Raw genomic sequence first — 22,375 nt, 5'->3', positions numbered from 1 at the left:
CTCCGAGCACGCGGTCCGCACACAGGGCAACGAGATCTGTACGAGGGGTACGGGGATGCAGATCAAGCCACGCCAGCACCTGCTGGACATCTGGCAGGCCATGGCCCGCCATTCGTTCGACGACGGCAAGCTGGTCCAGGGGCCCACCGACGGGCTGAGCAGCGTCGCGGACGCCGAGCGGCTGCTCTGCCTGCTGTATCCGGCGACCGAGGTGCCCGCCTTCCGCCTCGACCAGCCCGACACGACCGAACGGGACGTGCTGCGCGCCCTGGAGCGGGTCGGCACCCGGCTGGAGATCCCCGCCAATCTGATCACCGCGCTCGCCCAGTTCATGCGCACCCACACCGGACCGGACGACAGCCCCACCTTCGCCGGCGGGCACTACTTCAAACCGGCCGACCCCCAGGGGCAGATCACCCACGAACAGAGCCAGCTGGGCGTGGTGGACTCCTACTCCATGTCCGTCACGCTCTCCCTCGCCACCCTCGGGTACCTCAAGGTCTACGAGACCACCACCACCCGCCCCGAGGTCCTCAGGGCGATCGCCGAGCTGCGCGAGGCCACGAACGCCCGGCTGACCTCCGCCATGATCAGCCTGCTGCGCTCCTTCACCGTCAACGTCTTCGACGCCGAGTCCGAACAGGGCCGCAGGCTGATCCAGGTCATCGGCCAGGGCAAGCAGTCCGACCGGATCGCCCTCCAGCAGTTCTCCCGGAGATTACGGCCCCTGCGCGCCACCATCATCGAGAGCCTCACCCGCGGCATCCAGTTCGACGAGGGCATCCGGGACGAGAGCCAGCTCTTCGAGTGCGGCTGGGCCTGGGGCATCGTCCAGGACGCGCCCAAGGTCACCGACCTGGACGAGCAGGTGCCCGGCCAGCCCGACGGCATCGCCGACCGGCTGCCCTACGTGTACTTCACCGTCGTCGCCCTCGACGGCATCCAGGACCTGTTCTCCGAGCGCACCCTCACCCTCGGTCTGCTCGACGCCGACCAGCAGAAGCTCGCCGAGGCGCTGCGCCTGCGCTGGGAACTCAGCCAGCAGTACTGGTCCGCCATCGCCCGCTTCGGCACCGAACGCTGGCCGCTGGAGGACCTGCCCTGGCAGACCACCGGCCTGAGGCTGGAGTCCGAGTACTTCTCCCTCACCGTCGCCGCCATCCTCGTGCACGACCTGGTCCGCCGGAAGGCCACCGACGACGACCTCACCCGCACCGTCGCCATCATGGAACGCCTCGCCGACCGCGGCCGCGTCTCCAGCCGGATGACCCGCGACGACCCCACCATCCGACTGCACAACCCCGGGGTCACCATGCCACTCGCCGGATCCGAGCGCTCCGGCAGCCTCCTGCTGTGGCGGATGACCGACTTCTCCGCACAGCTCCTCAAGCGGATCATCCAGCTCGCCGAACTCTCCCGGAACATCGGCGCCCAGGACCGGCTGCTCCGCCTCGCCGAGCAGACCTTCGAACACCTGTGGAACCGGCGGATAGAGGACGACGACGGCGCCGGACTCTGGGACAACGTCCGGGCCGTCTACCCCGACGCGCACGACGCCGAACTGCGCATGTCCTGGAGCATCACCGAGCGCGTCACCGAATGCCTCGTCGCCGCCCGCAACCTGTACGAACAGCAGCCCATCCGCAGCCCCGAACTCGCCGAACTGGCCCGGGAACTGCTCAGCGAGGCCACCCACCTGTTCGGCAAGGAACAGCTGGAGGCGTCCGCCGCCGCCGACGGAAGCAGAGCCCGGGCGATGCGCAGCATCGAGAGCCGTCTCGACCACGCCCGCAGCCTCGTCGACGAACGGCCCGCCACCGCCTTCGCACTCGCCCTCCCCGTCCTCCAGGAACTCGACACCCTGGCCCAGGCCAGGGGCGCCGCCGCACAGGAGGTGTGAGCGTGCTCGTCTTCGCCGCCTCCGACAAGGGGGGCACCGGCCGCTCGGTGACCAGCGCCAACCTGGCCTACCAGCGCGCCCTCACCGGGGACCACGTGGCCTACGTGGACTTCGACTTCGGCTCGCCCACGGCCGCCGCCGTCTTCGACGTGCCCGGCGCCATGCGCGGCACCGAGGAACGCGGACTCCACTCCTACCTGGAGGGCGAGACCGCCGAACCCGCCAGGATCGACGTCTGGCGGCAGACCGAGCACCCCCTGCTGCGCTCCCGCCCCAACCAGTCCGGACGGCTGGTCCTGTTCCCCGGCGACGCGGGCGGCGGCGAGTTCGCCACCGGCGAGGACGCCCTCGAACGCTGCGTCGACCTGCTGCTGCGCCTCAACGGCGAGTTCGACCTGATCGTCGTGGACCTCAGCGCCGGCCGCAGCTACGCCGTCGACATGGTCCTCGCGGCGACCGCCCACCCCCGGATGCAGTTCGTCCCCTTCCGCTGGCTGGTCTTCCACCGCTGGACCCGCCAGCACGTGATCGCCGCCTCCGGACTGGTCCACGCCGAGCACGGCATCATCCGCGGCGGCGTCGAACGCGGCCACGACGAGGAGGCACTGCGCGCCGCCACCCGCTTCGTGCGAGCCGCCGTACCCGACCCCGAGTCGCCGCTGTGGTCCCAGGGCTCGCCCGCCCAGGCCGCCTGGATGCAGGCCTGCGACGAGGCGCTGCGCCGGCTCGCCGCCGAGCACCGCATCGGCGACAGCGTCGTCCTCGGCATCGTGCCGCTGGAACCCATACTCCAGTGGCGCGAGCAGCTGATCACCGAGGAGGACGTGCTCTCCACCCAGATCGCCAACAAGGAGACGCTGGAGGCGCTGGAGGAGATCGCCCGGCGCCTGACGGACGACACGTACTGGGGGCGGCCGTGACGGAGACCGGGTTCCGCGAGACCGCCGCCGAGCCGCGCACCGAGTCGGTTCCGCTGGCCCATCTCTCCCTGGAGCTGGGCCACCTCTACATGGAGGACTTCGAGGCCGGCCCCGAGCGGCTGCGGGACCACTTCACCCAGGTCCGCCCCTGGGTGGAGGCCGCCCGCGCCGCCGCCGTCGCCCGCGCCGGCGGCAAACGCGCCCGGATCAGCACCTGCTTCCTCATCGACGACTACTTCACGCGCTTCTCCACCCCCGCCGAGGTCGTCCCCATGCTCCTGGCGGAGGCCGACCGGGCCGGGCTGACCGTCGACTACCTGGCCCGCGAGTCCGGCTGCGCCGTCACCGGCAAGGTGCCCGTCGCCGAGGCGGTGGCCGGCCGCATCGTCGAGTCGCCGCCGCCCGGCAGCTACGGCATGCGGCCGCCCACCGCGCAGACCGGCTGGCTGGCCAACGGGGAGCGCAGCCCCGTCGCCCGCGCCCCGCAGGCGATGAAACGCGCCGCCGCCTGGCAGCCGCCCCGGGAGACCGCGGCCCGCCGCCACTCCGTCTTCCTGGACGTCGAGCTCTGGAGCGACGACCCCGACGGGCAGCGCACCTGGTCCTGCCCCTTCCTCGCCGCGGTGTGGCAGCTCGCCCGCCTCGGCCTGCTGCGCAACCAGGGCGAGGCCGTCCTCGTGCCCCAGCCGCACACCACCACCGGCTTCCCCGACGACTGGGACGATCTGCCTTCGCTGCTGCGGCTCAACCCCCGGGCCGACCCGTTCGCCGCCTACCGCACCTGCTCGGTGCTGCCGACCCGGTTCCTGCCCGTCGAGCACGCCGTCCGCGTCATCCTGGACCAGATCGAGGTCGACCCCCAGGCGCTGGACCAGGTCGCCCGGCGGTCCGCCGCCGAGCGGGCCGCCGTCCCCGACTCGGTGGCCGACCGTCTCTCCTACGTCTACTACGCGGGGCTCTGACATGGCGCCGCGGAAGGTCGCGCCCGCCTCCGTACTCGCGTGCGGAGAGGTCCGCACCTGCCTGCTGCCCACCCGGCAGGCCCTCGACATCCGGGCGGCGGCCCAGCTCCTGGGCCTGCGCGCCGACGAACGCGTCCTGCTCTCCGAGCGCCCCAACCTCTACGCGCGTTCCCCCGACACCCTCACCGGCGTCGACTGCCACCTCCCCAGCGCCAACGGTGCCCGGATCCGCGCGGTCGGCACGGTCGTCGCGCGGGCCGCGCTCACCGAGGGCCGGCTCCTGCAGACCTCCGCCCACTTCCACGTCCCCGCCGCCGGCCCCGACCAGCGACGGCCCTGGGGCCACTACCTGGTGCGCCCCGGCGTGGTCGAGCCGCTCGGCAGGCTGCCCCGCGAGGCGGTCGCACAGGGCGTGCTCGGCGGCGGACGGCACGGCGACCTCGACGTGGGACTGGTCGCCGACGGACTGCTCACCCGGCTGCTGCGCCACCCCCTCCTCGACCACCGGCCGCCCCTGCGCTCCCGGCCCACCCGGCTGCGCTGGGCGGCCCTGCCCGCCGCACCGGGCGAGGGCCCGACGATCGAACGCTTCACGCTCGCCGAGGACGAACTGCGCACCGTCCTGCTGCGGGTGCCCGAGGACACCGCCGGCGGCGACCTCGCCGCCCTGTGCGACGACCTCGCCCTGCACGACTGGCTGCTCACCACCCTGGTCCGGATGCTCGACGGCATCCGCCTGGGCGCGGGTCCGGAACACGGCTCCGCCGTCGTCGAGGCACTGCGCCCCGCCGTCAACCACCTGCTGCACCTGTGGATGCCGCGCGCCCGGGTGCCCCAGGAGCTGGCCGCGCTGTGGGAACCCCTGGAGGAGCGGCCCGGCTTCACCCGTCAGTGGAGGACGCTGGTGCAGCGCATCCGCGACCAGTTGACGCTGCACGCGATCCCCTCGGCCCACCGGGAGGTGGAGCCGGCGTCCTGAGCGGACGGCACGACCTCCCACGCACATCCCCGCCCCGATCCGACGCGTATCCCAACGGGGGGAGAAGCGAGATGAGCACGGCACAGTCACCCCAGCCCGACGACACGGAGGTCCCGCCGGGCCGTTCGAGCGGCCCGGCGTTCCCCGGCCTGACGAGCGAGTCCCCATGGCCGCGCCGCCTGCTGGTCGGCCTGCTCCTCGGCGCCCTGGCCTGGGGCGTCACCGCGCTGCTGAGCCCGGACAGCGGCCCGCTGCGGCAGTTCGCCACCGCCGCGCTGTGCGCCGTCGCCGCGGTGCTCGTCCCGTACGTCCACGGCCTGGGCCGGCGGGCCGACGAGGTGCGTACGGCGGAACGGGACAGCCACGACCAGCGGGTGGAGGAGCACACCCGGCTGGTGGAGGAGCACACCCGGCTGGTGGAGGAGCACACCCGCCGGGTGGAGAGCGCGCTGGCCGAGCACGCCGCCGCCGTCCGTGACGGCCTGAACCAGTACGACGACGAGCTGCGGACCGGCCTGGTCCGGCACACCGAGGACGTGAAACAGCTCGTCGAGAACCACCTCGTCCAGGCGGGCCACGGCACCGAGCAGCCCTATCCTCCGCTCGACCGGGCCCGCATCGAGGGCGTGCCCGAACTGGCCAAGAGCTTCGCCGAGGTCCTCGCCCCCGGACCCTCGATCCTCTACACCTTCGTACGCCTGGAGATGACGCGGGTCGTCGGCTACATGGCGGACCTCACCAACCTGACCGCGGAGTGCCCCGGCGAGAACCACGACTGGATGCTCGCCCTCACCCGCGCCGCCGAGCAGTCCATCTGCGCCACCAGCACCTCCGTCGACCGCGAGTTCTGGAACAGCGAGCCCGCCAGCCGCTACCTGGAGGCCCAGCAGGACGCCGTCGACGAGCAGGGCGTGACGGTGCGCCGGCTGTTCCTGCTGGAGAGCGCGCGCGAGCTCGACGACCGGCTGCTGCGGCTGTGCGAGGAGCAGGAACTGCGGCACATCGAGGTCCGTGCGGCGGTCCTGCCCGAACTGCCGCCGCACCTCCAGCGCGGCACCACCAACGACTTCATCGTCTTCGACGAGGAGGTGTCCTTCGAGATCGAGCAGGATCTGCGCGACGTGAACGTGCGGACCCGGCTCATCGCCCGCCAGGACCACGTACGGGACCGGATGAAGCGCTTCAAGGAGCTGTGGGAGGCGAGCATGAGCCTGCGCGAGCTGGAGGTGCGGGTCGACGCCGAGGAGGACGGCAACTGGATGGTCGACCGGGCCTGAACCGGCCCGGTCACGCCGGGCGGCCGTCAGGCGCAGTAGGTGTCCGTGCCCGGCCGCTGCCCGGTCGCCAGGAAGCGGGAGACCGTGCGGTCGCCGCAGGCGTTGCCGTTGGCGAGGTAGGCGTCGTGCCCGGTGGAGTTCACCGTCACCATGACCGCACGCCGGCCGAACGCCTCCCGGAGCTTGCGGGCGCCGCCGAGCGGGGTGGCGACGTCCCGCTCGTTCTGCACGAGCAGGATGTTCGACGGCCCCCGGCCGGTGATCCGCACGGGCGCCTCGCGCGGCGGGAACGGCCAGGCGGCGCACGGCATCGCGTTGCGGGGCATGCCGGCGGTGAGCGGGTACTTCGCGCGGCTCTCGGCGACGTCCTTCTGGTACACGGCGGCCGAGGTGGGCCAGGCGACATCGTTGCAGAGGACTCCGGCGCCGACGGCGGCGACGTTCTGCAGGACGGCCTCGGGCGGCGCCGCCGGCGCGGGCGGCACGGTGCCCTGCTCGGCGGCCCGCATCAGCTTGGCGAGCGTGGGGTAGCGGCTGGGGGAGTAGAGGCTGTCCAGCATGGTCTGGCGCAGCACGTTGCCGTTGAGTTCCTCCGGGTTGGCGCCGGGCCAGGGGATCGGTTCCCGGTCGAGGCGGGCGGCCAGCCGCAGGAACAGCGGCCGGACGTCGGCGGCCCTGCTCGCGACGCGGTCCGGGTTGTCCGGCTCGGACGCCCACGCGGCGAAGTCCGGGAAGGTGTCCTCCACGCCCTGCTCGTGCCCGGCCAGCCAGGCGCGGGCGACGCGGGCGGGGTCGGGGTTGTCGTTGCTGTCCAGCACGATGCGGTCGGTGCGGTGCGGGAACAGCTGCGCGTACACGGCTCCGACGTACGTCCCGTACGACACCCCCCACGCGGACAGCCTGCGCTCGCCGAGCGCCGCGCGGAGGCGGTCGATGTCGCGGGCCTCGTTGGCGGTGGTGAGGTGCCCGATCAGTTCGCCGCCGTTCGCGGCGCAGGCGTCGGCCATGCGGCGGGCGGTGGCCATGTTCCCGTCCACCGAGCCGTCGGCGGCGGGCCAGGGACGGAGTCTGGAGGTGGCGAGGTCGCCGTGGTCCAGCCCGCAGTCGACGGGCGTGGACGGGGCGAGCCCGCGCGGGGCGAAGCCGACGAGGTCGTAGGCGTCCCGGACGTCCTGCGGCAGTTTCTGCCCCTTCCCCGAGGGGTCGTTCAGGCTGGAGCCGCCCGGTCCGCCGGGGATCAGCAGCAGGGTGCCGCGCCGTGCGCCGGGATGCTCGCTCGGGATGCGCGAGACGGCGATGTCGATGCGGGGGCTGTCGGGGTCGGCGTAGTCCATGGGCACCTGGAGGGTGGCGCACTGCTGGCGGGGGTCGATGCCGGAACCCTCGCAGGCGGTCCAGGCGAGGCCCGCGGAGGGGCTCGCGGCCAGGGAGGCGGTCACGGGGGCGGTGACGGCCAGGAGGGCGGTGGAGACGCCGACGATGGCGGCGTTGCGGATGGTGCGCGTGCGCTGCGTCATGTGAGGAGCCTCGCGGATCGGCGTGCGCCGCCCCATCCGGGCAACAACCTGAAACGCCTTGGGGTTTACCCCAGCAGACCCCTGACGAACGCCCCCCAGGCGGCCGGCCCGACGAGGACCACGGACCCGTCGCCCACCTTGCTGTCCCGCACGGGCACGACCCCGGGGACGCCGTGGGCGACCTCGACGCAGTCTCCGCCGCTGCCGTTGCTGTAGCTGCTCTTGCGCCAGCGGGCGGCGCCGGGGAAGTCGTATGCGACCTCGACGCAGTTGCCGCCGTCGCCGTTGCTGTAGGGGCTCCTGCGCCAGCGGGCGCCGCTCAGGTCGTACTCACGCATCGTCTGAAGTCCTCAGCCGCCGATTGGACCAGGGCGAGGGACGCCTCCGGCGACAGCGCGGCGCCCCTGAGCAGATCGTAGGCTCGGCGTGCCCGCTTCACCACCGCCGGGTCGTCCAGGAGGCTTCCCGAAAACGACGTCTCTGTATAAGCGGTGGGCGGCGCGTCCTCGAACTCCATGAGGCGCAGGGATCCGTTGTTGGCGGGTGCTCCCGCCGAGAACGGGAACACCTGGAGCAGCACCTTCCGCTGGCCGGCCAGCGTAGCCAGGTTCTCCAGAGCCTGTGCCGTCACCTTGGGGCCGCCGACGGTGACGCGGAGCACGGCTTCGTGCACGACGACCCAGTACACCGGCCTTGTAGCGTCGTCCAGAATCCGTGACCGCTCCATACGGGCGGTGACCCGGTCTTCGACGTACTCGTCGGTCGCGAAGGGATGCGTGGCCAAAGTGAGCGCCCTCGCGTAGTCCGGTGTCTGAAGGAGTCCCGGGACGACGGACGGCTCGAAGTCGAGGATGGCCACGGCCATCCGCTCCAGCTCCACCACCCCCGCGAAGTAATCCGCATACCGCGGGTCATCGATCAGCTTCCGGCACAGTCGCTCGAAAATACCGTCGGTTTGCAGTACCCCGTCGATCCGCTGTGCCACGTCCAACTGTGGTTTGCGAATCGCCTGTTCGAACTGGCCGATGTAGCCGCCGGACACGAATACGCGTGACCCCAGCTCCACTTGGGTGATCCCGGCGTCCTCCCGACGCCGCTTGAGTTCCGTGCCGAAGAACTCCCAGGCCGCCTGCCGTGAACCATTGGCCATGACCAAACCCCCTGCGCTGACCTGCACTTGTAGTGCACAGACTCCTGCTGAGTGTAGGTGCGGAAGGGCATGCTGGAGGTGCGAAGAGTGAAACAGGAAACAGGAGGGGAACACGGTGGAGCCAACACACTCGGCGCACTGCGCCGAAGAAGCGGAGGACACGGTGAAAGAATTGCGCGCGGCACTCGTGAAGGCCGGAATTTCCCTGCCGTCACTCGGGATCGACCCGGTGAGTCTCGCACGGGAGGCACCTTGTCCACTCATCGAATTGGGGCGATGTTCCGTGGAGACCGCGCGGCGGCTCGCGGCGGTGCTGCGATGATGCCGGCGATCGGTTCCTACGCGGTCGACACCCGCACCGGACGGGTCGGCATCGTCATGGGGCACGAGGGCCCGTACGTCCAGCTGCGGCCGTTCGGCGGGGGCCGCGAGTGGGACGCCGAGCCGGGTGACGTACGCCACGCCACCCCGGCCGAGCGGCTCAGCGCGGCGACCGCGTACACCAACGCACGAAGTCGTGGCGAGGTGCCTTGAGGCATGCGCGAGAATGGACCCCATGAGTCTGTTCCGCGACGACGGCATCGTGCTGCGCACCCAGAAGCTGGGTGAGGCGGACCGGATCATCACCTTGCTCACGCGCGGTCACGGACGCGTACGCGCCGTGGCGCGTGGGGTGCGGCGCACGAAGTCGAAGTTCGGGGCGCGGCTGGAGCCGTTCTCGCACGTGGACGTGCAGTTCTTCTCGAAGGGCAGCGAGCTGGTCGGGCGCGGGCTGCCGCTGTGCACGCAGAGCGAGACCATCGCGCCGTACGGCGGCGGGATCGTCACGGACTACGGCCGGTACACCGCCGGGACGGCCATGCTGGAGACCGCCGAGCGGTTCACGGACCACGAGGGCGAGCCGGCCGTGCAGCAGTACCTGCTGCTGGTCGGTGCGCTGCGCACCCTCGCCCGGGGCGAGCACGCGCCGAACCTGGTCCTGGACGCGTTCCTGCTGCGTTCCCTCGCCGTGAACGGGTACGCGCCGACCTTCGGGGACTGCGCGAAGTGCGGCATGCCGGGACCCAACCGGTTCTTCTCGGTCGGATCGGGCGGTTCCGTCTGCGCCGACTGCCGGGTGCCCGGCAGCGTCGTACCCTCGCCACAGGCCCTCGAACTGCTCGGCGCGCTGCTCACGGGAGACTGGGGGACCGCGGACGCCTGCGAGGCGCGGTACGTCCGGGAGGGAAGCGGGCTGGTGTCCGCGTACCTGCACTGGCACCTGGAGCGCGGCCTGCGTTCCCTGCGGTACGTCGAGAAGTCCTAGACGGTCCTGGACACAGGCCGAGCACGACACAGGCAGAGCACGAGGAGACGAGAGACACATGGCCGTACGCGGTTTCCTGGGGCGTCAGCGCCGGGAGTACAGGACGCCGGAGCCGCACCCGTCCGGCGCGCGGCCGCCGAAGCTCGGCGAGCTGGTGCCGGAGCATGTGGCGATCGTCATGGACGGCAACGGACGCTGGGCCAAGGAGCGCGGGCTGCCGCGCACCGAGGGGCACAAGGTCGGTGCCGAGCAGGTCATGGACGTCCTGCAGGGAGCGATCGAGATCGGCGTCGGGAACATCTCCCTGTACGCCTTCTCCACCGAGAACTGGAAGCGCTCGCCGGAGGAGGTGCGCTTCCTGATGAACTTCAACCGCGACTTCATCCGCAAGTCCCGCGACACCCTCGACGAGCTCGGGGTGAGGGTGCGCTGGGCGGGGCGGATGCCCAGGCTGTGGAAGTCGGTGGCCAAGGAGCTCCAGGTCGCCCAGGAGCAGACCAAGGACAACGACCGGCTCACGCTGTACTTCTGCATGAACTACGGCGGCCGCGCGGAGATCGCCGACGCGGCGCAGGCCCTCGCCGAGGACGTGCGGGCCGGGAAGCTCGACCCGTCCAAGGTCAACGAGAAGACCCTCGCGAAGTACCTGTACTACCCGGACATGCCGGACGTGGACGTGTTCCTGCGGCCGAGCGGGGAGCAGCGGACGTCCAACTACCTGATCTGGCAGAGCGCGTACGCCGAGATGGTCTTCCAGGACGTGCTGTGGCCGGACTTCGACCGGCGTGACCTGTGGCGCGCGTGCCTGGAGTTCGCCTCCCGGGACCGCCGCTTCGGCGGCGCGATCCCCAACGAGGAACTGCTGGCCATGGAGGGCCGGACGGAAGGCTCCAGCCCGTCCGGCGTCTGAGGACGAGGCCGTCAGGCCGATGAGGGGGCCCGGGGCTCGGCCCCGGGCCCTCGGCGGCTCAGCCGCCGGAGGCACTCGCGCAGTCCGCGCAGGTGCCGAAGATCTCCACGGTGTGCGCCACGTTGACGTAGCCGTGCTCGGCGGCGATGGCCTCCGCCCACTTCTCCACCGCGGGGCCCTCGACCTCGACCGCCTTGCCGCAGACCCGGCACACCAGGTGGTGATGGTGGTCGTCGCTGGAGCAGCGGCGGTAGACGGACTCGCCCTCCGCGGTGCGCAGGACGTCGACCTCGCCGGCGTCGGCGAGGGACTGCAGGGTGCGGTAGACCGTGGTGAGCCCCACCGAGTCGCCCTTGTGTTTGAGCATGTCGTGGAGCTCCTGCGCGCTGCGGAACTCCTCGACCTCCTGGAGGGCCGCCGCCACGGCGGCCCGCTGCCGGGTGGCGCGGCCCTTCACGGGCGGTCCAGCGGTCGTCACGGGGTGCCTCCTCACGTCTGCACTGCCGGGGCCATTGTGCCAGCCCGGGCTGTCAGCGGTCAGGCTCCGACTTCGTCGCCGGACCCCCGGGAGGCCGGAATCCTGCACTCTGCCGGGTCCCCGGCGGACCGGGCGAGGGCGGCCGCCCGCGCGCGTCGCCGGGCCAGGGGGGTGGCCAGCGCGGTCAGCACGACGAACGCTCCGATGGTGAGGAGCACGATGGTCGCGCCGGGCGGCACGTCCTGGTAGTAGGACGTCACCGTGCCGCCGATGGTCACGGTCACGCCGATCGCGACGGCGATCGCGAAGGTCGCGGCGAAGCTGCGGCTGAGCTGCTGGGCGGCGGCCACCGGGACCACCATCAGCGCGGACACCAGCAGCAGGCCGACGACGCGCATCGCGACCGTCACCGTGACCGCGGCCGTGACCGCGGTCAGCAGGTTCAGCGCGCGCACCGGCAGGCCGGTGACCCGGGCGAACTCCTCGTCCTGGCTGACCGCGAACAGCTGGCGGCGCAGCCCCAGCGTGACCAGGACCACGAAGGCGGCCAGGACGCAGATCGCGGTCACGTCGGACTCGGAGACCGTCGACAGCGAGCCGAACAGGTACGAGGTGAGGTTGGCGTTGGAGCCCGTCGGCGCGAGGTTGATGAACATCACGCCGCCGGCCATGCCGCCGTAGAAGAGCATGGCGAGGGCGATGTCGCCGCGGGTGCGGCCGTACCAGCGGATCAGCTCCATGAGCACGGCGCCGAGGACGGAGACCAGGGTCGCCATCCACACCGGGGACCAGGAGAGCAGGAAGCCGAGGCCGACGCCGGTCATGGCCACGTGGCCGATGCCGTCGCCCATGAGGGCCTGGCGGCGCTGGACGAGGTAGATGCCGACGGCGGGGGCGGTGATGCCGACCAGGACGGCCGCCAGCAGCGCCCGCTGCATGAAGGCGTAGTTCAGGAGTTCCATCAGCTCAGCAGTCCCGTGCGGATCGGTTCGGCGCCCGCGGGTGCGTGCGGGTGTACGTGGTCGTGGCCGGGCAGCGCGTGCTGACCGACGGCCTCCGGGGGCGGGCCGTCGTGCAGGACGCAGCCGTCGCGCAGGACGACGGCCCGGTCGATCAGGGGCTCCAGCGGGCCCAGCTCGTGCAGGACGAGGAGGACGGTGGTGCCGGCCGCGACCTGCTCGCGCAGCGTGGCGGCGAGGACCTCCTGGCTGGCCAGGTCGACGCCCGCCATCGGCTCGTCCATGATCAGCAGCTCGGGTTCGGAGGCGAGCGCGCGGGCGATCAGCACCCGCTGGTGCTGGCCGCCGGAGAGGGCGTTCACGGAGTCCTTGGCCCGGTCCGCCATACCGACCAGGTCGAGGGCCCGGCGCACCGCCTCGTGGTCGGCCCTGCGCAGCACGCCGAAGCGGGCGCGCGAGAGCCGGCCGGAGGAGACGACCTCGGTCACCGTGGCGGGCACGCCGCCCGCGGCCGTGGTGCGCTGCGGGACGTAGCCCACGCGGGCCCAGTCGCGGAACCGGCGCCGCGGGGTGCCGAACAGCTCGATCTCGCCGGCGACGGGCGCCACCTGGCCGATGATCGTGCGCACGGCCGTGGACTTGCCCGAGCCGTTGGCGCCGAGCAGGGCCACGACCTCGCCGCGGCGCACGGTGAGGTCGATGCCGCGCAGGACGGGGCGCGAGCCGAGGTCGGCGCGGACGCCGCGCAGTGAGATGACGGACTCGGTCATGCCGTCCTCCGTTCGGTCGGTCCGGTCTGTCCGGTCGGTCACTTGGCACCCAGGGCCGTCTGGAGGGCCTTGAGATTGGCCTCCATGACCTGGAAGTAGTCGTCGCCCCGGGACCGGCCGGTGATGCCCTCGAGCGGGTCGAGGACGTCGGTCCTGAGGTTCGCGTCCTTGGCGACGGTCTTCGCGGTCCTGTCGCTGACGAGCGTCTCGTAGAAGACGGTGGAGACGCCGTCGGCGGCGGCCATCTTCTCGAGGTCCTTGATCCGGGCGGCGCTGGGCTCGGACTCGGGGTCGAGGCCGCTGATGGCCTCCTCGGTGAGGCCGTAGCGCTCGGCGAGGTAGCCGAAGGCGGCGTGCGTGGTGATGAAGACCTTGGTCTTCGTGTCCTTCAGCCCCGTCTCGAACGCCGTGTTCAGGTCGCCGAGCCTCTTGACCAGGGCCGCGGTGTTCTTCCCGTAGTCGGCGGCGTGGTCGGGGTCGGCCTTCTCGAAGGCCTTGCCGACACCCTCGGCGACCTCGGCGTACTTCACCGGGTCGAGCCAGATGTGGGGGTCCTTGCCGCCGGTCTCCCCGCCGTGGTCGTGGCCGTCCTCCTCGGCCGCGTGGTCGTGCTCGGCCGCGTGGCCGCCGACCTCGTTGCCGTGCTCCTCCAGGGAGGTCAGGGAGGCGGCGTCGATCTTCGTCCCGATCCCGGACTGGGTGACGGCCTCGTCGACGGCGGGCTGCAGGCCCGCTAGGTAGAGCGCCGCGTCGGACTCCTCGAGCTGCGCCCGCTGCTTGGTGCTGACCTCGAGGTCGTGCGGCTCCTGGCCGGGACCGGTGAGGCTGGTGACGTTGACGTGGTCCCCGCCGATCTGCTCGGCGAGGAAGGCCATCGGGTAGAACGACGCGACGACGTCGAACTTGTCCGTGTTGCCCGCCGCCACGCTGTCGCCGGAGCAGGCCGAGAGGGTGCCCAGACCGAGTGCGGTGGCCGCGGTGACCGCTATGCCGGATATGCGGCGTCGTCGTACGTTCATGACACTCATTTTCAACAAATCTGGAAACCGTTGTCAACAAGCTCTCGAACGGCCCCCGATTTGGCCGGGGGGCGTCCCGCGCCGGTAACCTGAGGCAATTCTCTGGAAGCATCTCGCTTCGTCGCCCGTCGTCGTAATGAAGAGAGCACCGTGGCCGCCGACAAGATCGACACCATCGTCAGCCTGAGCAAGCGCCGTGGCTTCGTATTCCCCTGCAGTGAGATCTACGGCGGCCAGCGCGCCGCCTGGGACTACGGTCCGCTGGGTGTCGAGCTCAAGGAGAACCTCAAGCGCCAGTGGTGGCGCTACATGGTGACCTCGCGCGAGGACGTCGTCGGTCTCGACTCCTCCGTGATCCTGGCCCCCGAGGTCTGGGTCGCCTCCGGTCACGTCGCCACCTTCACGGACCCGCTGACCGAGTGCACCTCCTGCCACAAGCGGTTCCGCGCGGACCACCTGGAGGAGGCGTACGAGGAGAAGAAGGGCCACGCCCCCGAGAACGGCCTCGCCGACCTCAACTGCCCCAACTGCGGCAACAAGGGCACCTTCACCGAGCCCAAGCAGTTCTCCGGTCTGCTCTCCACCCACCTCGGCCCGACCCAGGACAGCGGCTCCGTCGCCTACCTGCGGCCCGAGACCGCCCAGGGCATCTTCACCAACTTCGCCCAGGTGCAGACCACCTCGCGCCGCAAGCCGCCGTTCGGCATCGCCCAGATGGGCAAGTCCTTCCGCAACGAGATCACGCCCGGCAACTTCATCTTCCGCACCCGCGAGTTCGAGCAGATGGAGATGGAGTTCTTCGTCAAGCCGGGCGAGGACGAGAAGTGGCAGGAGTACTGGATGGAGCAGCGCTGGAACTGGTACACCGGCCTCGGCATGCGTGAAGAGAACATGCGCTGGTACGAGCACCCCAAGGAGAAGCTCTCCCACTACTCCAAGCGCACCGCCGACATCGAGTACCGCTTCCAGTTCGGCGGCAGCGAGTGGGGCGAGCTCGAGGGTGTCGCCAACCGCACCGACTACGACCTCGGCGCGCACTCCAAGGCCTCCGGCCAGGACCTCTCCTACTTCGACCAGGAGGCCGGCGAGCGCTGGACGCCGTACGTCATCGAGCCGGCGGCCGGTGTCGGCCGGGCGATGCTCGCCTTCCTGCTCGACGCGTTCGTCGAGGACGAGGCGCCCAACGCCAAGGGCAAGATGGAGAAGCGCACCGTGCTGCGCCTCGACCCGCGCCTGGCGCCGGTGAAGGTCGCGGTGCTGCCGCTGTCCCGCAACCCGGAGCTGTCGCCGAAGGCGAAGGGGCTCGCGCAGGCGCTGCGGCAGAACTGGAACATCGAGTTCGACGACGCCGGTGCGATCGGGCGCCGCTACCGTCGCCAGGACGAGATCGGTACGCCGTTCTGCGTCACCGTCGACTTCGACACGCTGGACGACAACGCGGTGACCGTCCGGGAGCGGGACACCATGAAGCAGGAGCGCGTGTCGCTGGACCAGATCGAGGGCTACCTCGCCGCTCGGCTGGTCGGCTGCTGACGTTCGTCCGGTCGAGGCAGCAGGGGGCTCCGCCCCCCTGGACCCCCGGCCTTCGCCCACCCTCCGTCCGACTCGGTCGGCCGGAGGGTGGGCGTTGTCACGTCAGCGGCGCTGCAGGGACCTCACGTTGTCGCCGAAGGACCAGTTCTTCGAGCCGTCCCAGTTGAGGGACCAGGTCATCAGGCCCTTGAGGGCGCCGTTGTAGTGGTTCCAGGCCTGGGCGACCTGGGACGGGGTCATGTACCCGCCGCCCGCGCCCGGTTGGGCGGGCAGGCCCGGGGCCTGCTTGTCGTAGGGGACGCGGATCGTGGTGCCCTGGACGACCAGGCCCTTGTTCAGGCAGTCGGTCTGCGCGGTGAAGCCCTGCACGGTGCCGGCGGCGTAGGAGTCGCCGGAGCAGCCGTACATGCTGCCGTTGTAGTACTGCATGTTCAGCCACCACAGGCGGCCGTTGTCGGCGTACTTCTTGATGACGGGCAGGTACGCGCCCCAGATCGAGCCGTAGACCACGCTGCCGCCGGTGACGTAGGCGGTCTCCGGGGCCATGGTCAGGCCGAAGTTCGAGGGCATGCGGGCCAGGACCCCGTCGATGATGCGGATCAGGTTGGCCTGCGAGGCGGACAACTGGCTGATGCTGCCGCTGCCGGTCAGACCGGTCTCGATGTCGATGTCGATGCCGTCGAAGTTGTACTTCTTCAGGATCGGCACGATCGTCTCGACGAAACGGTCGGCCACGGCGGTCGAGTTGAGGTCGATCCCGGCCGTCGCGCCGCCGATGGAGAGCAGGATCGTCTGCCCGGCCGCCTTGGCCGCGCACATCTCCGCGGGCGTCGCCACCTTGACGCCCGTGTCCATGCCGTCCTCCCACAGGGCCGTTCCGTCCGAGCGGATGACCGGGAAGGCCGCGCTGAGCACGTTGTAACCGTGCGCGGCGATGCGGGAGTCGGTGACCGGGGTCCAGCCGAAGGGCGGGTGGACGCCGTTGGCGGCGCCGTCCCAGTTCTCCCAGTAGCCCTGGAGGACCTTGCCGGTGGGCTTCGACTTCACGGCGCAGGTGTCGGCGGCGGGGGCGGCGGACGAGCCGGCGGCTGTCAGGGGAGTGAGGACGACGGCCGCGAGTGCGGCGGCGAACAGGCTGAATCGGCGGCGGATCATGCGGCTTGCCTCCTGTGTGGGGTGAGGTGGCGCAGGCATGACAATCCTCTGGTCCAGACCATTCGTCAAGGGAGGGCGGACCGCGTCGGGGTCAGGACGTGGAGACGTCCTGACCCCGACGTACGCGTCCGGCAGGTCCGGTCGTCAGACGCCGGCCGCGCACCGCCAGAAGGCCCGCATCAGCGGCGTCGGGTCCGGGCCCGTCATGGCCACCTGGGTGAGCAGGATCGCCGTCGTCCCGTCGGCGGGCACCAGGTGGGCGGAGGTGCCGCTGCCGCCGACCCAGCCGTAGCGGCCCGGCACGTTCCACGGCTCGCTCCGGTCCACGTCGACCTGAGCGCCGTAGCCCCAGCCCTGGCCGAGAAGGAACAGACGCCCGGCCTCGCGCTGTCCGGCCGTCAGCCGGTCGGTGGTCATGCGCCGGACCGCGGCGGCGGAAAGGACCCGCCGGCCGTCCACCGCGCCCTCCGCGAGCAGCATGCGCGCGAAGGCCAGCCAGTCGTCCGCCGTCGAGACCAGCCCGCCCGCCCCGGAGGGGAACGGGGGCACCGAACTCCACTGCCCGTCGGGCGAGTCGGCCACTTCGAGGGTGCCCTCGGGGGTGGGCGTGTACAGGGTCGTGAAGCGGTCCCGCTTCGCGGGCGGCACCTCGAACGCGGTGTCCTTCATGCCCACCGGCTCCAGCAGGCGCTCCGCCAGGACGTCCGGCAGCGGCCGCCCGGTGACCCGGGCGATCAGCACGCCCTGCAGGTCGGAGCAGGTGTTGTACAGCCAGGCCGCCCCCGGCTGGTACAGCAGCGGCACCCGGGCCAGGCCCGCCAGCCACGCGTCCGGCTCCGGTGCCCGCCGGGGTTCGAGCCCGCCCTGGTGCGCCGCGAACAGCGCCTGCACGCCGGGCAGCGAGAAGTCCGACGGGAAGCCCCAGCCCGCCCGGGAGCTGAGCAGGTCCTCGACGGTGATCGCACGCTCGGCCGGCACCACGTCGTCCAGGGCGGCGGACGGGGTACGCAGCACCATCGGCTTCGCCAGCTCCGGCAGCCACGCGTCCACCGGGTCGTCCAGCCCCAGCAGCCCGTCGTCGACCAGTGTCAGCACGGCCGCGGCCACGACCGGCTTCGTCAGCGACGCGATCCGGAACAGGGTGTCCCGTGCCATGGGGGCGGTGCCGTCGGTGTCCACGTGGCCCACGGCCACCGCTTCCACGTCGTCGCCGCGGGCCACCAGCGCCACGGCGCCCGGCACCGTGCCGTCGTCCACGTGCCGTCGCAGGGTGGTGCGCAGTGCGCTCACGTCGTTCATGGGCGGGCCTCCGGTTCGTCGTTGTCGCGGTGACGACTCCGGTCGCGTGCGGAACTCATCGGCGGCCGGCCGCCTCAGCCGATCGTCCGCGGCAGCCGCAGGCTCAGCAACCCCGTCAGCGCCACCGCCGCCAACTGGACCAGCAGCGTCGTCACCAGCGCGTCCCGCATGCCGTGGCCGGGCACCAGGGACAGGAACAGCGTGCCGAGGACGGCCACCCCGAGCGCCAGCGACGACTGCTGCGTGGTCATCATGACGCCGCTGCCGACGCCCGCACGGGCGGGCGGCACCTCCGACAGGACGACCCGGAACACCACGGGGAGCTGGAGCGCCTGCCCGGCCCCGGCCACCGCCGCGCCCGGCATGAGCTCGACCAGGCCGAGGTCCGGCCAGGAACGCCAGGCGGCCAGCGCCATCAGGGCCAGGCCCACGCCCTGGAGCACGGCACCCGCCGGCACCACACGGGTGCCGTACCGGGCGACCAGCCGGGGGCCGGCGAGGGAGACGAAGAAGAAGACCACCGCCAGCGGCGCCAGCGCCGTCCCCGCCGCCACCGGGCCGAGGCCCGCGCCCTGCTGCAGCGCGACCGCGATGACGAACATGAAACCGCTGAAGCCGACCGAGAACGGCACGATCAGCAGCAGTCCGCGCCGCAGCGAGGTCAGCGCGAACAGGCTCGGCGGCACCAGCGGCGTACGGCCCGCGCGGTCCGCCCGGCGCTCCACCGCGTAGAACGCCGCCGCCACGAACGGGAACGCGGCGAGCGACAGCCACGTCCACAGCGGCCAGCCCGCCGCGCGGCCCTCGGTCAGCGGGACCAGCAGCGTGAGGAGCGAGGCGGCCAGCAGGACCGTGCCCGGGCCGTCCACCGGCTCCGGACGCGCCGAGCGGGTCTCCGGGACCGCGCGGGCGGCCAGCAGCAGACCCACCAGCACGACGGGGACGTTCACCAGGAAGACGGAACGCCAGCCGGTGCCCGCGACGTCGGCGGCCACCAGCACGCCGCCGAGGATCTGGCCGGCCACCATCGACAGGCCGGCCGTGGCCCCGTACAGGCCCATGGCCCGGGCCCGCCGGGCACCGGAGGTGGTCGCCTGGACGGTGGCCAGCACCTGCGGCAGCATCGCGGCGGCCGAGGCGCCCTGCGCCACCCGCGCCGCCACCAGCGTCCAGGCGTCCGGCGCGAGGCCGCACGCCAGCGAGGTCAGGCCGAAGGCGGCCATACCGCCGAGGAACATCCGCCGCCGGCCGAACAGGTCGCCGAGCCGCCCGCCGAGGACCAGCAGGACGGCGTAGGCCACCCCGTACCCGGCGACGACGAGTTCGAGGACCGACTCGCCGGCGGAGAGGTCGGTGCCGATGGAGGGCAGGGCGACGTTGACGATGAAGAAGTCGACGAGGGGGAGTGCCGCGCCCAGCAGCACCGTGAACAGCCCGGGGCCGCTCAGCGCGGGAGGCGCCGAGGCCGCCGGACGGACGGGACGTGAAGTGATGGTTTCGGTCACGTCACCGAGACTGCGACGCTCCCCAGACCGGTACCAGAGTCTCCTTGTCCTGGTACAAGGAACACCTGGCAACAGGATGCGGCGGGCGGCACCCTGGAGACATGACGACGACGGCTCAGGAGAGCGCGGGGACGGCGGTCAGGGCGGCGGCCGCCGCACAGGCACGGCCCCCGGAGGGGGCGTCGCAGGTCCGGCGGCACGAACTCGCCGCCTTCCTGCGCAGCCGCCGCGAACGCATCGCCCCCGAGAAGGTCGGGCTGCCCCGCGGACGCCGGCGGCGCACACCGGGGCTGCGCCGCGAGGAGGTCGCCCAGCTCTCGGCCGTCGGCGTCACCTGGTACACGTGGCTCGAGCAGGCCCGGGACATCCAGGTCTCCGTGCAGGTCCTCGACGCCCTCGCCCGCGCGCTGCTGCTCGACCCGACCGAGCGCGCCCACCTCTTCCAGCTGGCCGGGGCCGTCGACCCGACCCCCGCGACGGTCTGCCCGTCGATCTCGCCGGCGGTGCGCGCCCTGCTCGAGCAGTTCGAGCCGTACCCGGCGTGCGTGCAGAACAGCCGGTACGACATCCTCGCCCACAACCGCACCTACGGGCTGCTGCTGTGCGACCTGGACGCGGTGCCGCCCGAGGACCGCAACTGCATGATCCTGTGCTTCACCCACGACGACTGGCGGTCCTCCATCGTCCACCTGGAGGAGACCCAGCGGCTGATGGCCGCCCGGTTCCGCGCCACGATGGCCGGTCATCTCGCCGAGCCCGCCTGGAAGATGCTGCTGAAGCGGCTGCGGGCGGAGTCCGCCCAGTTCCGGGAGGCCTGGGAGCGGTACGAGGTGGTCTCCCACCGCAGCAAGCGCAAGGAGTTCCTCAACCGGTACGTGGGCCGGGTCAGCGTCGACCACACCGACCTGTGGCTCGGACCGGAGCCCGGGCCCCGCATGGTGACGTACGCGCCGGCCGACGAGACCTCGCGGGAGCGGCTGGAGAAGCTGCACGCGATCGCCCTGGAGCGCGGAGCGGCATCGCCGGGATGACCGCCCGAGGTGCGGGAACCCGGGGATGTGCGGAAGGTGATGTTCCCAGGGTTTCGTCAGTTCGCACAGGGCGAGGACAGTCATGGCTGAGCAGAAGTCGGCGCAGACGCTCCCGCGGCCGTTGCACGCGGCCGCGTCGGTGCTGCGGAAGGTGCCGGGCGCCGGGACGGTCGGCCGTGCGGCCGAGGGCGCGCTGGACATGATCGGGGCCGTGTCGCCGCGCGGGCGGCGGCTGGTCGTCTACACCGGCGCCGGGGTGCTGGGCGTCGCCGGTTTGGTGGAGTGGCCGGTGGCGGTCACCGGAGCGGCGGTGGCGTGGCTGACGCGTCCGCGGCAGGAGCGGTCCGAGGAGGCGGCGGAGGCAGCGGTCGCCGAGGGGACCGCGGGCAGCACGGCGGCGCAGCGGAACGCCATGACGGCCACGGGTGCCTCCGGCGGGAGCGCGGCGTCCGCGGGCAGCGTCGCCGCACAGCGCAACGCCGCGACCAGGACCGCGACGAGGAGCGCCGCCACGGAGGCCGGGGCCACCAGGAAGAGCGCCGCGGCGAAGCGGGCGGCGAGCAGGACGGCGGCGGGGAAGACGGCGGCGGAGAAGAGGGCGGCGAGCAGGACGGCCGCGTCTAAGTCGACACGGAGCGCGCCGGCGGCGAGGAAGACGACCGGGACCGGGTCGGCGGCGACGGGGACGGCTGGGACCGGGGCGGCGGCGACGAAGACGGCCGGGACCGGATCGACCGCGACGGGAACGGCAGGAACGGCGACGCCCGGGTGGAAAGCGGCGGCGGGCGGGTCGGCCGCGACGGGGACGGCCGGGACGGGGACGGGGACGGCCGGGAGTGGGTCGTCCGCGACTGGGGCGGCCGGGAGGAAGGCGGCCGGAACAGGGGCGGTCGGGACGAAGGCGGCGGCGAGCGGGACGGCCGGGAGTGGGTCGTCCGCGACTGGGGCGGCTGGGAGGAAGGCGGCGTCGAGCAGGTCGGCCGGGACGAAGGCGGCCGGGACGAAGGCGGCCGGGACCGGGTCGGCCGGGGCCGTCGCGAAGGGCAGTGCGGCCAGGGTCGCCGCGCAGCGGGGTACCGCGACCGGGAGCGCCGTGCGGAAGGGCACCACCACAAGTGCCGCGGCACGGAAGGGTGCCGCCGCGCGCAAGAGCACGGCGACCGCCACCGCCACGCGGAAGTCCGCCACCGCGAAGTCCGCCGCCAAGGCGGTCGCGGACAAGGCCACGCCGTCCGAGACCGCCGCGCAGAAGAGCGCCGCCACCCGGTCCGCCGCGCAGAAGGCCGTTGCGCGCAAGAGCACGGCGACCAAGGCAGCGGCTCAGAAGGCTTCGGCGACGGGGACCGCCGCGCGCAAGTCGGCTGCCGGGAGGACCAGCGCGGCGAAGGCCGCGGCGACGGGGACCGCCGCGCGGAAGTCCGCCGCCGGGAAGACCAGCGCGGCGAAGGCCGCGGCGACGGGGACCGCCGCGCGGAAGTCCGCCGCCGGGAAGACCAACGCGGCGAAGGCCGCGGCCACCGGCACCGCCGCGCGGAAGTCCGCCGCCGGGAAGACCAGCGCGGCGAAGGCCGCGGCGACGGGGACCGCCGCGCGGAAGTCCGCCGCCGCGAAGACCAGCGCGAACAGCCCCGCGAAGGGCTCCGCGGGCGGGGCGGCCGGGCGGAAGTCCGCCCCCGCGAAGCGCGCCGCGGGCACCCGCACGCGG

General features: G+C 72.4%; 22 protein-coding genes. 10 read left to right on the top strand and 12 right to left on the bottom strand.

The genetic code is table 11. From position 1 onward, the window contains the following. Window positions 1–55 precede the first annotated feature (55 nt). The 5 genes from ACGF3H_RS03450 (at window position 56) to ACGF3H_RS03430 (ending at window position 6,038) form a co-directional block, all read left to right on the top strand. The gene (locus ACGF3H_RS03450) at window positions 56–1,900 is read left to right on the top strand and encodes an SCO2524 family protein (RefSeq protein ID WP_362488691.1); all 1,845 of its coding nucleotides are present in this window, start codon (window positions 56–58) and stop codon (window positions 1,898–1,900) included. Between the two features lie 2 nt (window positions 1,901–1,902). After that, on the top strand, window positions 1,903–2,820 hold the full coding sequence (locus ACGF3H_RS03445; RefSeq protein ID WP_189228532.1) for an SCO2523 family variant P-loop protein: 918 nt from the start codon (window positions 1,903–1,905) through the stop codon (window positions 2,818–2,820). Continuing rightward, window positions 2,817–3,782 (top strand): SCO2522 family protein, encoded by a 966-nt coding sequence (locus tag ACGF3H_RS03440; protein WP_362488689.1) that lies wholly within the window; start codon window positions 2,817–2,819, stop codon window positions 3,780–3,782. Before ACGF3H_RS03445 ends, ACGF3H_RS03440 begins: the two co-directional genes overlap by 4 nt. A gap of 1 nt (window position 3,783) precedes the next feature. Beyond that, a complete protein-coding gene (locus ACGF3H_RS03435; protein ID WP_362488688.1) occupies window positions 3,784–4,761 on the top strand; it encodes an SCO2521 family protein in 978 nt (325 codons plus the stop codon). A gap of 71 nt (window positions 4,762–4,832) precedes the next feature. Then, window positions 4,833–6,038: a hypothetical protein gene (locus ACGF3H_RS03430; RefSeq protein WP_362488686.1), complete on the top strand. Its 1,206-nt coding sequence runs from the start codon at window positions 4,833–4,835 to the stop codon at window positions 6,036–6,038. A 26-nt stretch (window positions 6,039–6,064) separates the two neighbouring features. Here ACGF3H_RS03430 and ACGF3H_RS03425 read toward each other — a convergent pair whose 3' ends face one another. From ACGF3H_RS03425 to ACGF3H_RS03415, 3 genes are all read right to left on the bottom strand, one after another. Continuing rightward, window positions 6,065–7,555: an alpha/beta fold hydrolase gene (locus ACGF3H_RS03425; protein WP_362488684.1), complete on the bottom strand. Its 1,491-nt coding sequence runs from the start codon at window positions 7,553–7,555 to the stop codon at window positions 6,065–6,067. A 65-nt stretch (window positions 7,556–7,620) separates the two neighbouring features. Further along, window positions 7,621–7,893: a DUF397 domain-containing protein gene (locus ACGF3H_RS03420; RefSeq protein WP_362488682.1), complete on the bottom strand. Its 273-nt coding sequence runs from the start codon at window positions 7,891–7,893 to the stop codon at window positions 7,621–7,623. Continuing rightward, window positions 7,875–8,705: a helix-turn-helix transcriptional regulator gene (locus ACGF3H_RS03415; RefSeq protein ID WP_362488680.1), complete on the bottom strand. Its 831-nt coding sequence runs from the start codon at window positions 8,703–8,705 to the stop codon at window positions 7,875–7,877. The genes ACGF3H_RS03420 and ACGF3H_RS03415 overlap by 19 nt, the downstream gene beginning before the upstream one ends. Before the next feature lie 318 nt (window positions 8,706–9,023). On the opposite strand from ACGF3H_RS03415, the gene ACGF3H_RS03410 reads away from it, so the two are divergent. Genes ACGF3H_RS03410 through ACGF3H_RS03400 form a run of 3 tightly spaced genes read left to right on the top strand, consistent with a single transcriptional unit; the run spans window position 9,024 to window position 10,921 of the window. Then, window positions 9,024–9,239 (top strand): hypothetical protein, encoded by a 216-nt coding sequence (locus ACGF3H_RS03410; protein ID WP_362488676.1) that lies wholly within the window; start codon window positions 9,024–9,026, stop codon window positions 9,237–9,239. Window positions 9,240–9,261: 22 nt separating this feature from the next. Next, on the top strand, window positions 9,262–10,011 hold the full coding sequence (gene recO / locus ACGF3H_RS03405; RefSeq protein ID WP_362488675.1) for a DNA repair protein RecO: 750 nt from the start codon (window positions 9,262–9,264) through the stop codon (window positions 10,009–10,011). Between the two features lie 58 nt (window positions 10,012–10,069). Next, on the top strand, window positions 10,070–10,921 hold the full coding sequence (locus tag ACGF3H_RS03400; protein WP_362488673.1) for an isoprenyl transferase: 852 nt from the start codon (window positions 10,070–10,072) through the stop codon (window positions 10,919–10,921). Between the two features lie 58 nt (window positions 10,922–10,979). Here the strand turns inward: ACGF3H_RS03400 and ACGF3H_RS03395 are convergent, their stop codons facing one another. Genes ACGF3H_RS03395 through ACGF3H_RS03380 form a run of 4 tightly spaced genes read right to left on the bottom strand, consistent with a single transcriptional unit; the run spans window position 10,980 to window position 14,147 of the window. Further along, entirely contained in the window at window positions 10,980–11,399 is a 420-nt protein-coding gene (locus ACGF3H_RS03395; protein ID WP_077798770.1) for a Fur family transcriptional regulator, read from the bottom strand. Between the two features lie 59 nt (window positions 11,400–11,458). After that, on the bottom strand, window positions 11,459–12,361 hold the full coding sequence (locus tag ACGF3H_RS03390; protein WP_362488672.1) for a metal ABC transporter permease: 903 nt from the start codon (window positions 12,359–12,361) through the stop codon (window positions 11,459–11,461). Beyond that, window positions 12,361–13,128 (bottom strand): metal ABC transporter ATP-binding protein, encoded by a 768-nt coding sequence (locus ACGF3H_RS03385; protein ID WP_362488670.1) that lies wholly within the window; start codon window positions 13,126–13,128, stop codon window positions 12,361–12,363. Before ACGF3H_RS03385 ends, ACGF3H_RS03390 begins: the two co-directional genes overlap by 1 nt. Before the next feature lie 38 nt (window positions 13,129–13,166). Further along, window positions 13,167–14,147 (bottom strand): metal ABC transporter solute-binding protein, Zn/Mn family, encoded by a 981-nt coding sequence (locus tag ACGF3H_RS03380; protein WP_362488668.1) that lies wholly within the window; start codon window positions 14,145–14,147, stop codon window positions 13,167–13,169. A gap of 150 nt (window positions 14,148–14,297) precedes the next feature. Here ACGF3H_RS03380 and ACGF3H_RS03375 point away from each other — a divergent pair, with 150 nt between their 5' ends. Next, complete coding sequence (locus ACGF3H_RS03375; RefSeq protein WP_362488666.1) at window positions 14,298–15,680, top strand: glycine--tRNA ligase; 1,383 nt, start codon at window positions 14,298–14,300, stop codon at window positions 15,678–15,680. Between the two features lie 102 nt (window positions 15,681–15,782). Here ACGF3H_RS03375 and ACGF3H_RS03370 read toward each other — a convergent pair whose 3' ends face one another. From ACGF3H_RS03370 to ACGF3H_RS03360, 3 genes are all read right to left on the bottom strand, one after another. After that, a complete protein-coding gene (locus ACGF3H_RS03370) occupies window positions 15,783–16,835 on the bottom strand; it encodes a chitinase (protein ID WP_362488664.1) in 1,053 nt (350 codons plus the stop codon). Between the two features lie 144 nt (window positions 16,836–16,979). Continuing rightward, window positions 16,980–18,125: a serine hydrolase domain-containing protein gene (locus tag ACGF3H_RS03365; protein ID WP_362488882.1), complete on the bottom strand. Its 1,146-nt coding sequence runs from the start codon at window positions 18,123–18,125 to the stop codon at window positions 16,980–16,982. Between the two features lie 83 nt (window positions 18,126–18,208). Further along, window positions 18,209–19,639, bottom strand: a complete 1,431-nt coding sequence (locus ACGF3H_RS03360; protein WP_362488663.1) for an MFS transporter — start codon at window positions 19,637–19,639, stop codon at window positions 18,209–18,211. A 101-nt stretch (window positions 19,640–19,740) separates the two neighbouring features. Here ACGF3H_RS03360 and ACGF3H_RS03355 point away from each other — a divergent pair, with 101 nt between their 5' ends. Further along, a complete protein-coding gene (locus ACGF3H_RS03355; RefSeq protein ID WP_362488661.1) occupies window positions 19,741–20,670 on the top strand; it encodes a helix-turn-helix domain-containing protein in 930 nt (309 codons plus the stop codon). 240 nt (window positions 20,671–20,910) lie between these two features. Here ACGF3H_RS03355 and ACGF3H_RS03350 read toward each other — a convergent pair whose 3' ends face one another. Together ACGF3H_RS03350 and ACGF3H_RS03345 are read right to left on the bottom strand one after the other, a co-directional pair. Then, on the bottom strand, window positions 20,911–21,972 hold the full coding sequence (locus ACGF3H_RS03350; protein ID WP_362488659.1) for a hypothetical protein: 1,062 nt from the start codon (window positions 21,970–21,972) through the stop codon (window positions 20,911–20,913). An 18-nt stretch (window positions 21,973–21,990) separates the two neighbouring features. Further along, complete coding sequence (locus tag ACGF3H_RS03345) at window positions 21,991–22,365, bottom strand: hypothetical protein (RefSeq protein WP_362488657.1); 375 nt, start codon at window positions 22,363–22,365, stop codon at window positions 21,991–21,993. Window positions 22,366–22,375: the final 10 nt, after the last annotated feature.

The sequence above is a fragment of the Streptomyces sp. NPDC048185 genome, from assembly GCF_043202495.1.
GTDB lineage: Bacteria > Actinomycetota > Actinomycetes > Streptomycetales > Streptomycetaceae > Streptomyces.
Note: the sequence above shows the minus strand (reverse complement) of the source record. Positions and strands in the feature narration are given on the sequence as shown.

Coding starts and splice junctions, on each gene's coding strand:
- ACGF3H_RS03450 (WP_362488691.1), top strand. CDS start 56: ATGCAGATCAAGCCACGCCAGCACCTGCTGGACATCTGGCAGGCCATG.
- ACGF3H_RS03435 (WP_362488688.1), top strand. CDS start 3,784: ATGGCGCCGCGGAAGGTCGCGCCCGCCTCCGTACTCGCGTGCGGAGAG.
- ACGF3H_RS03430 (WP_362488686.1), top strand. CDS start 4,833: ATGAGCACGGCACAGTCACCCCAGCCCGACGACACGGAGGTCCCGCCG.
- ACGF3H_RS03425 (WP_362488684.1), bottom strand. CDS start 7,555: ATGACGCAGCGCACGCGCACCATCCGCAACGCCGCCATCGTCGGCGTC.
- ACGF3H_RS03420 (WP_362488682.1), bottom strand. CDS start 7,893: ATGCGTGAGTACGACCTGAGCGGCGCCCGCTGGCGCAGGAGCCCCTAC.
- ACGF3H_RS03415 (WP_362488680.1), bottom strand. CDS start 8,705: ATGGCCAATGGTTCACGGCAGGCGGCCTGGGAGTTCTTCGGCACGGAA.
- ACGF3H_RS03410 (WP_362488676.1), top strand. CDS start 9,024: ATGATGCCGGCGATCGGTTCCTACGCGGTCGACACCCGCACCGGACGG.
- recO (WP_362488675.1), top strand. CDS start 9,262: ATGAGTCTGTTCCGCGACGACGGCATCGTGCTGCGCACCCAGAAGCTG.
- ACGF3H_RS03400 (WP_362488673.1), top strand. CDS start 10,070: ATGGCCGTACGCGGTTTCCTGGGGCGTCAGCGCCGGGAGTACAGGACG.
- ACGF3H_RS03390 (WP_362488672.1), bottom strand. CDS start 12,361: ATGGAACTCCTGAACTACGCCTTCATGCAGCGGGCGCTGCTGGCGGCC.
- ACGF3H_RS03385 (WP_362488670.1), bottom strand. CDS start 13,128: ATGACCGAGTCCGTCATCTCACTGCGCGGCGTCCGCGCCGACCTCGGC.
- ACGF3H_RS03380 (WP_362488668.1), bottom strand. CDS start 14,147: ATGAACGTACGACGACGCCGCATATCCGGCATAGCGGTCACCGCGGCC.
- ACGF3H_RS03370 (WP_362488664.1), bottom strand. CDS start 16,835: ATGATCCGCCGCCGATTCAGCCTGTTCGCCGCCGCACTCGCGGCCGTC.
- ACGF3H_RS03355 (WP_362488661.1), top strand. CDS start 19,741: ATGACGACGACGGCTCAGGAGAGCGCGGGGACGGCGGTCAGGGCGGCG.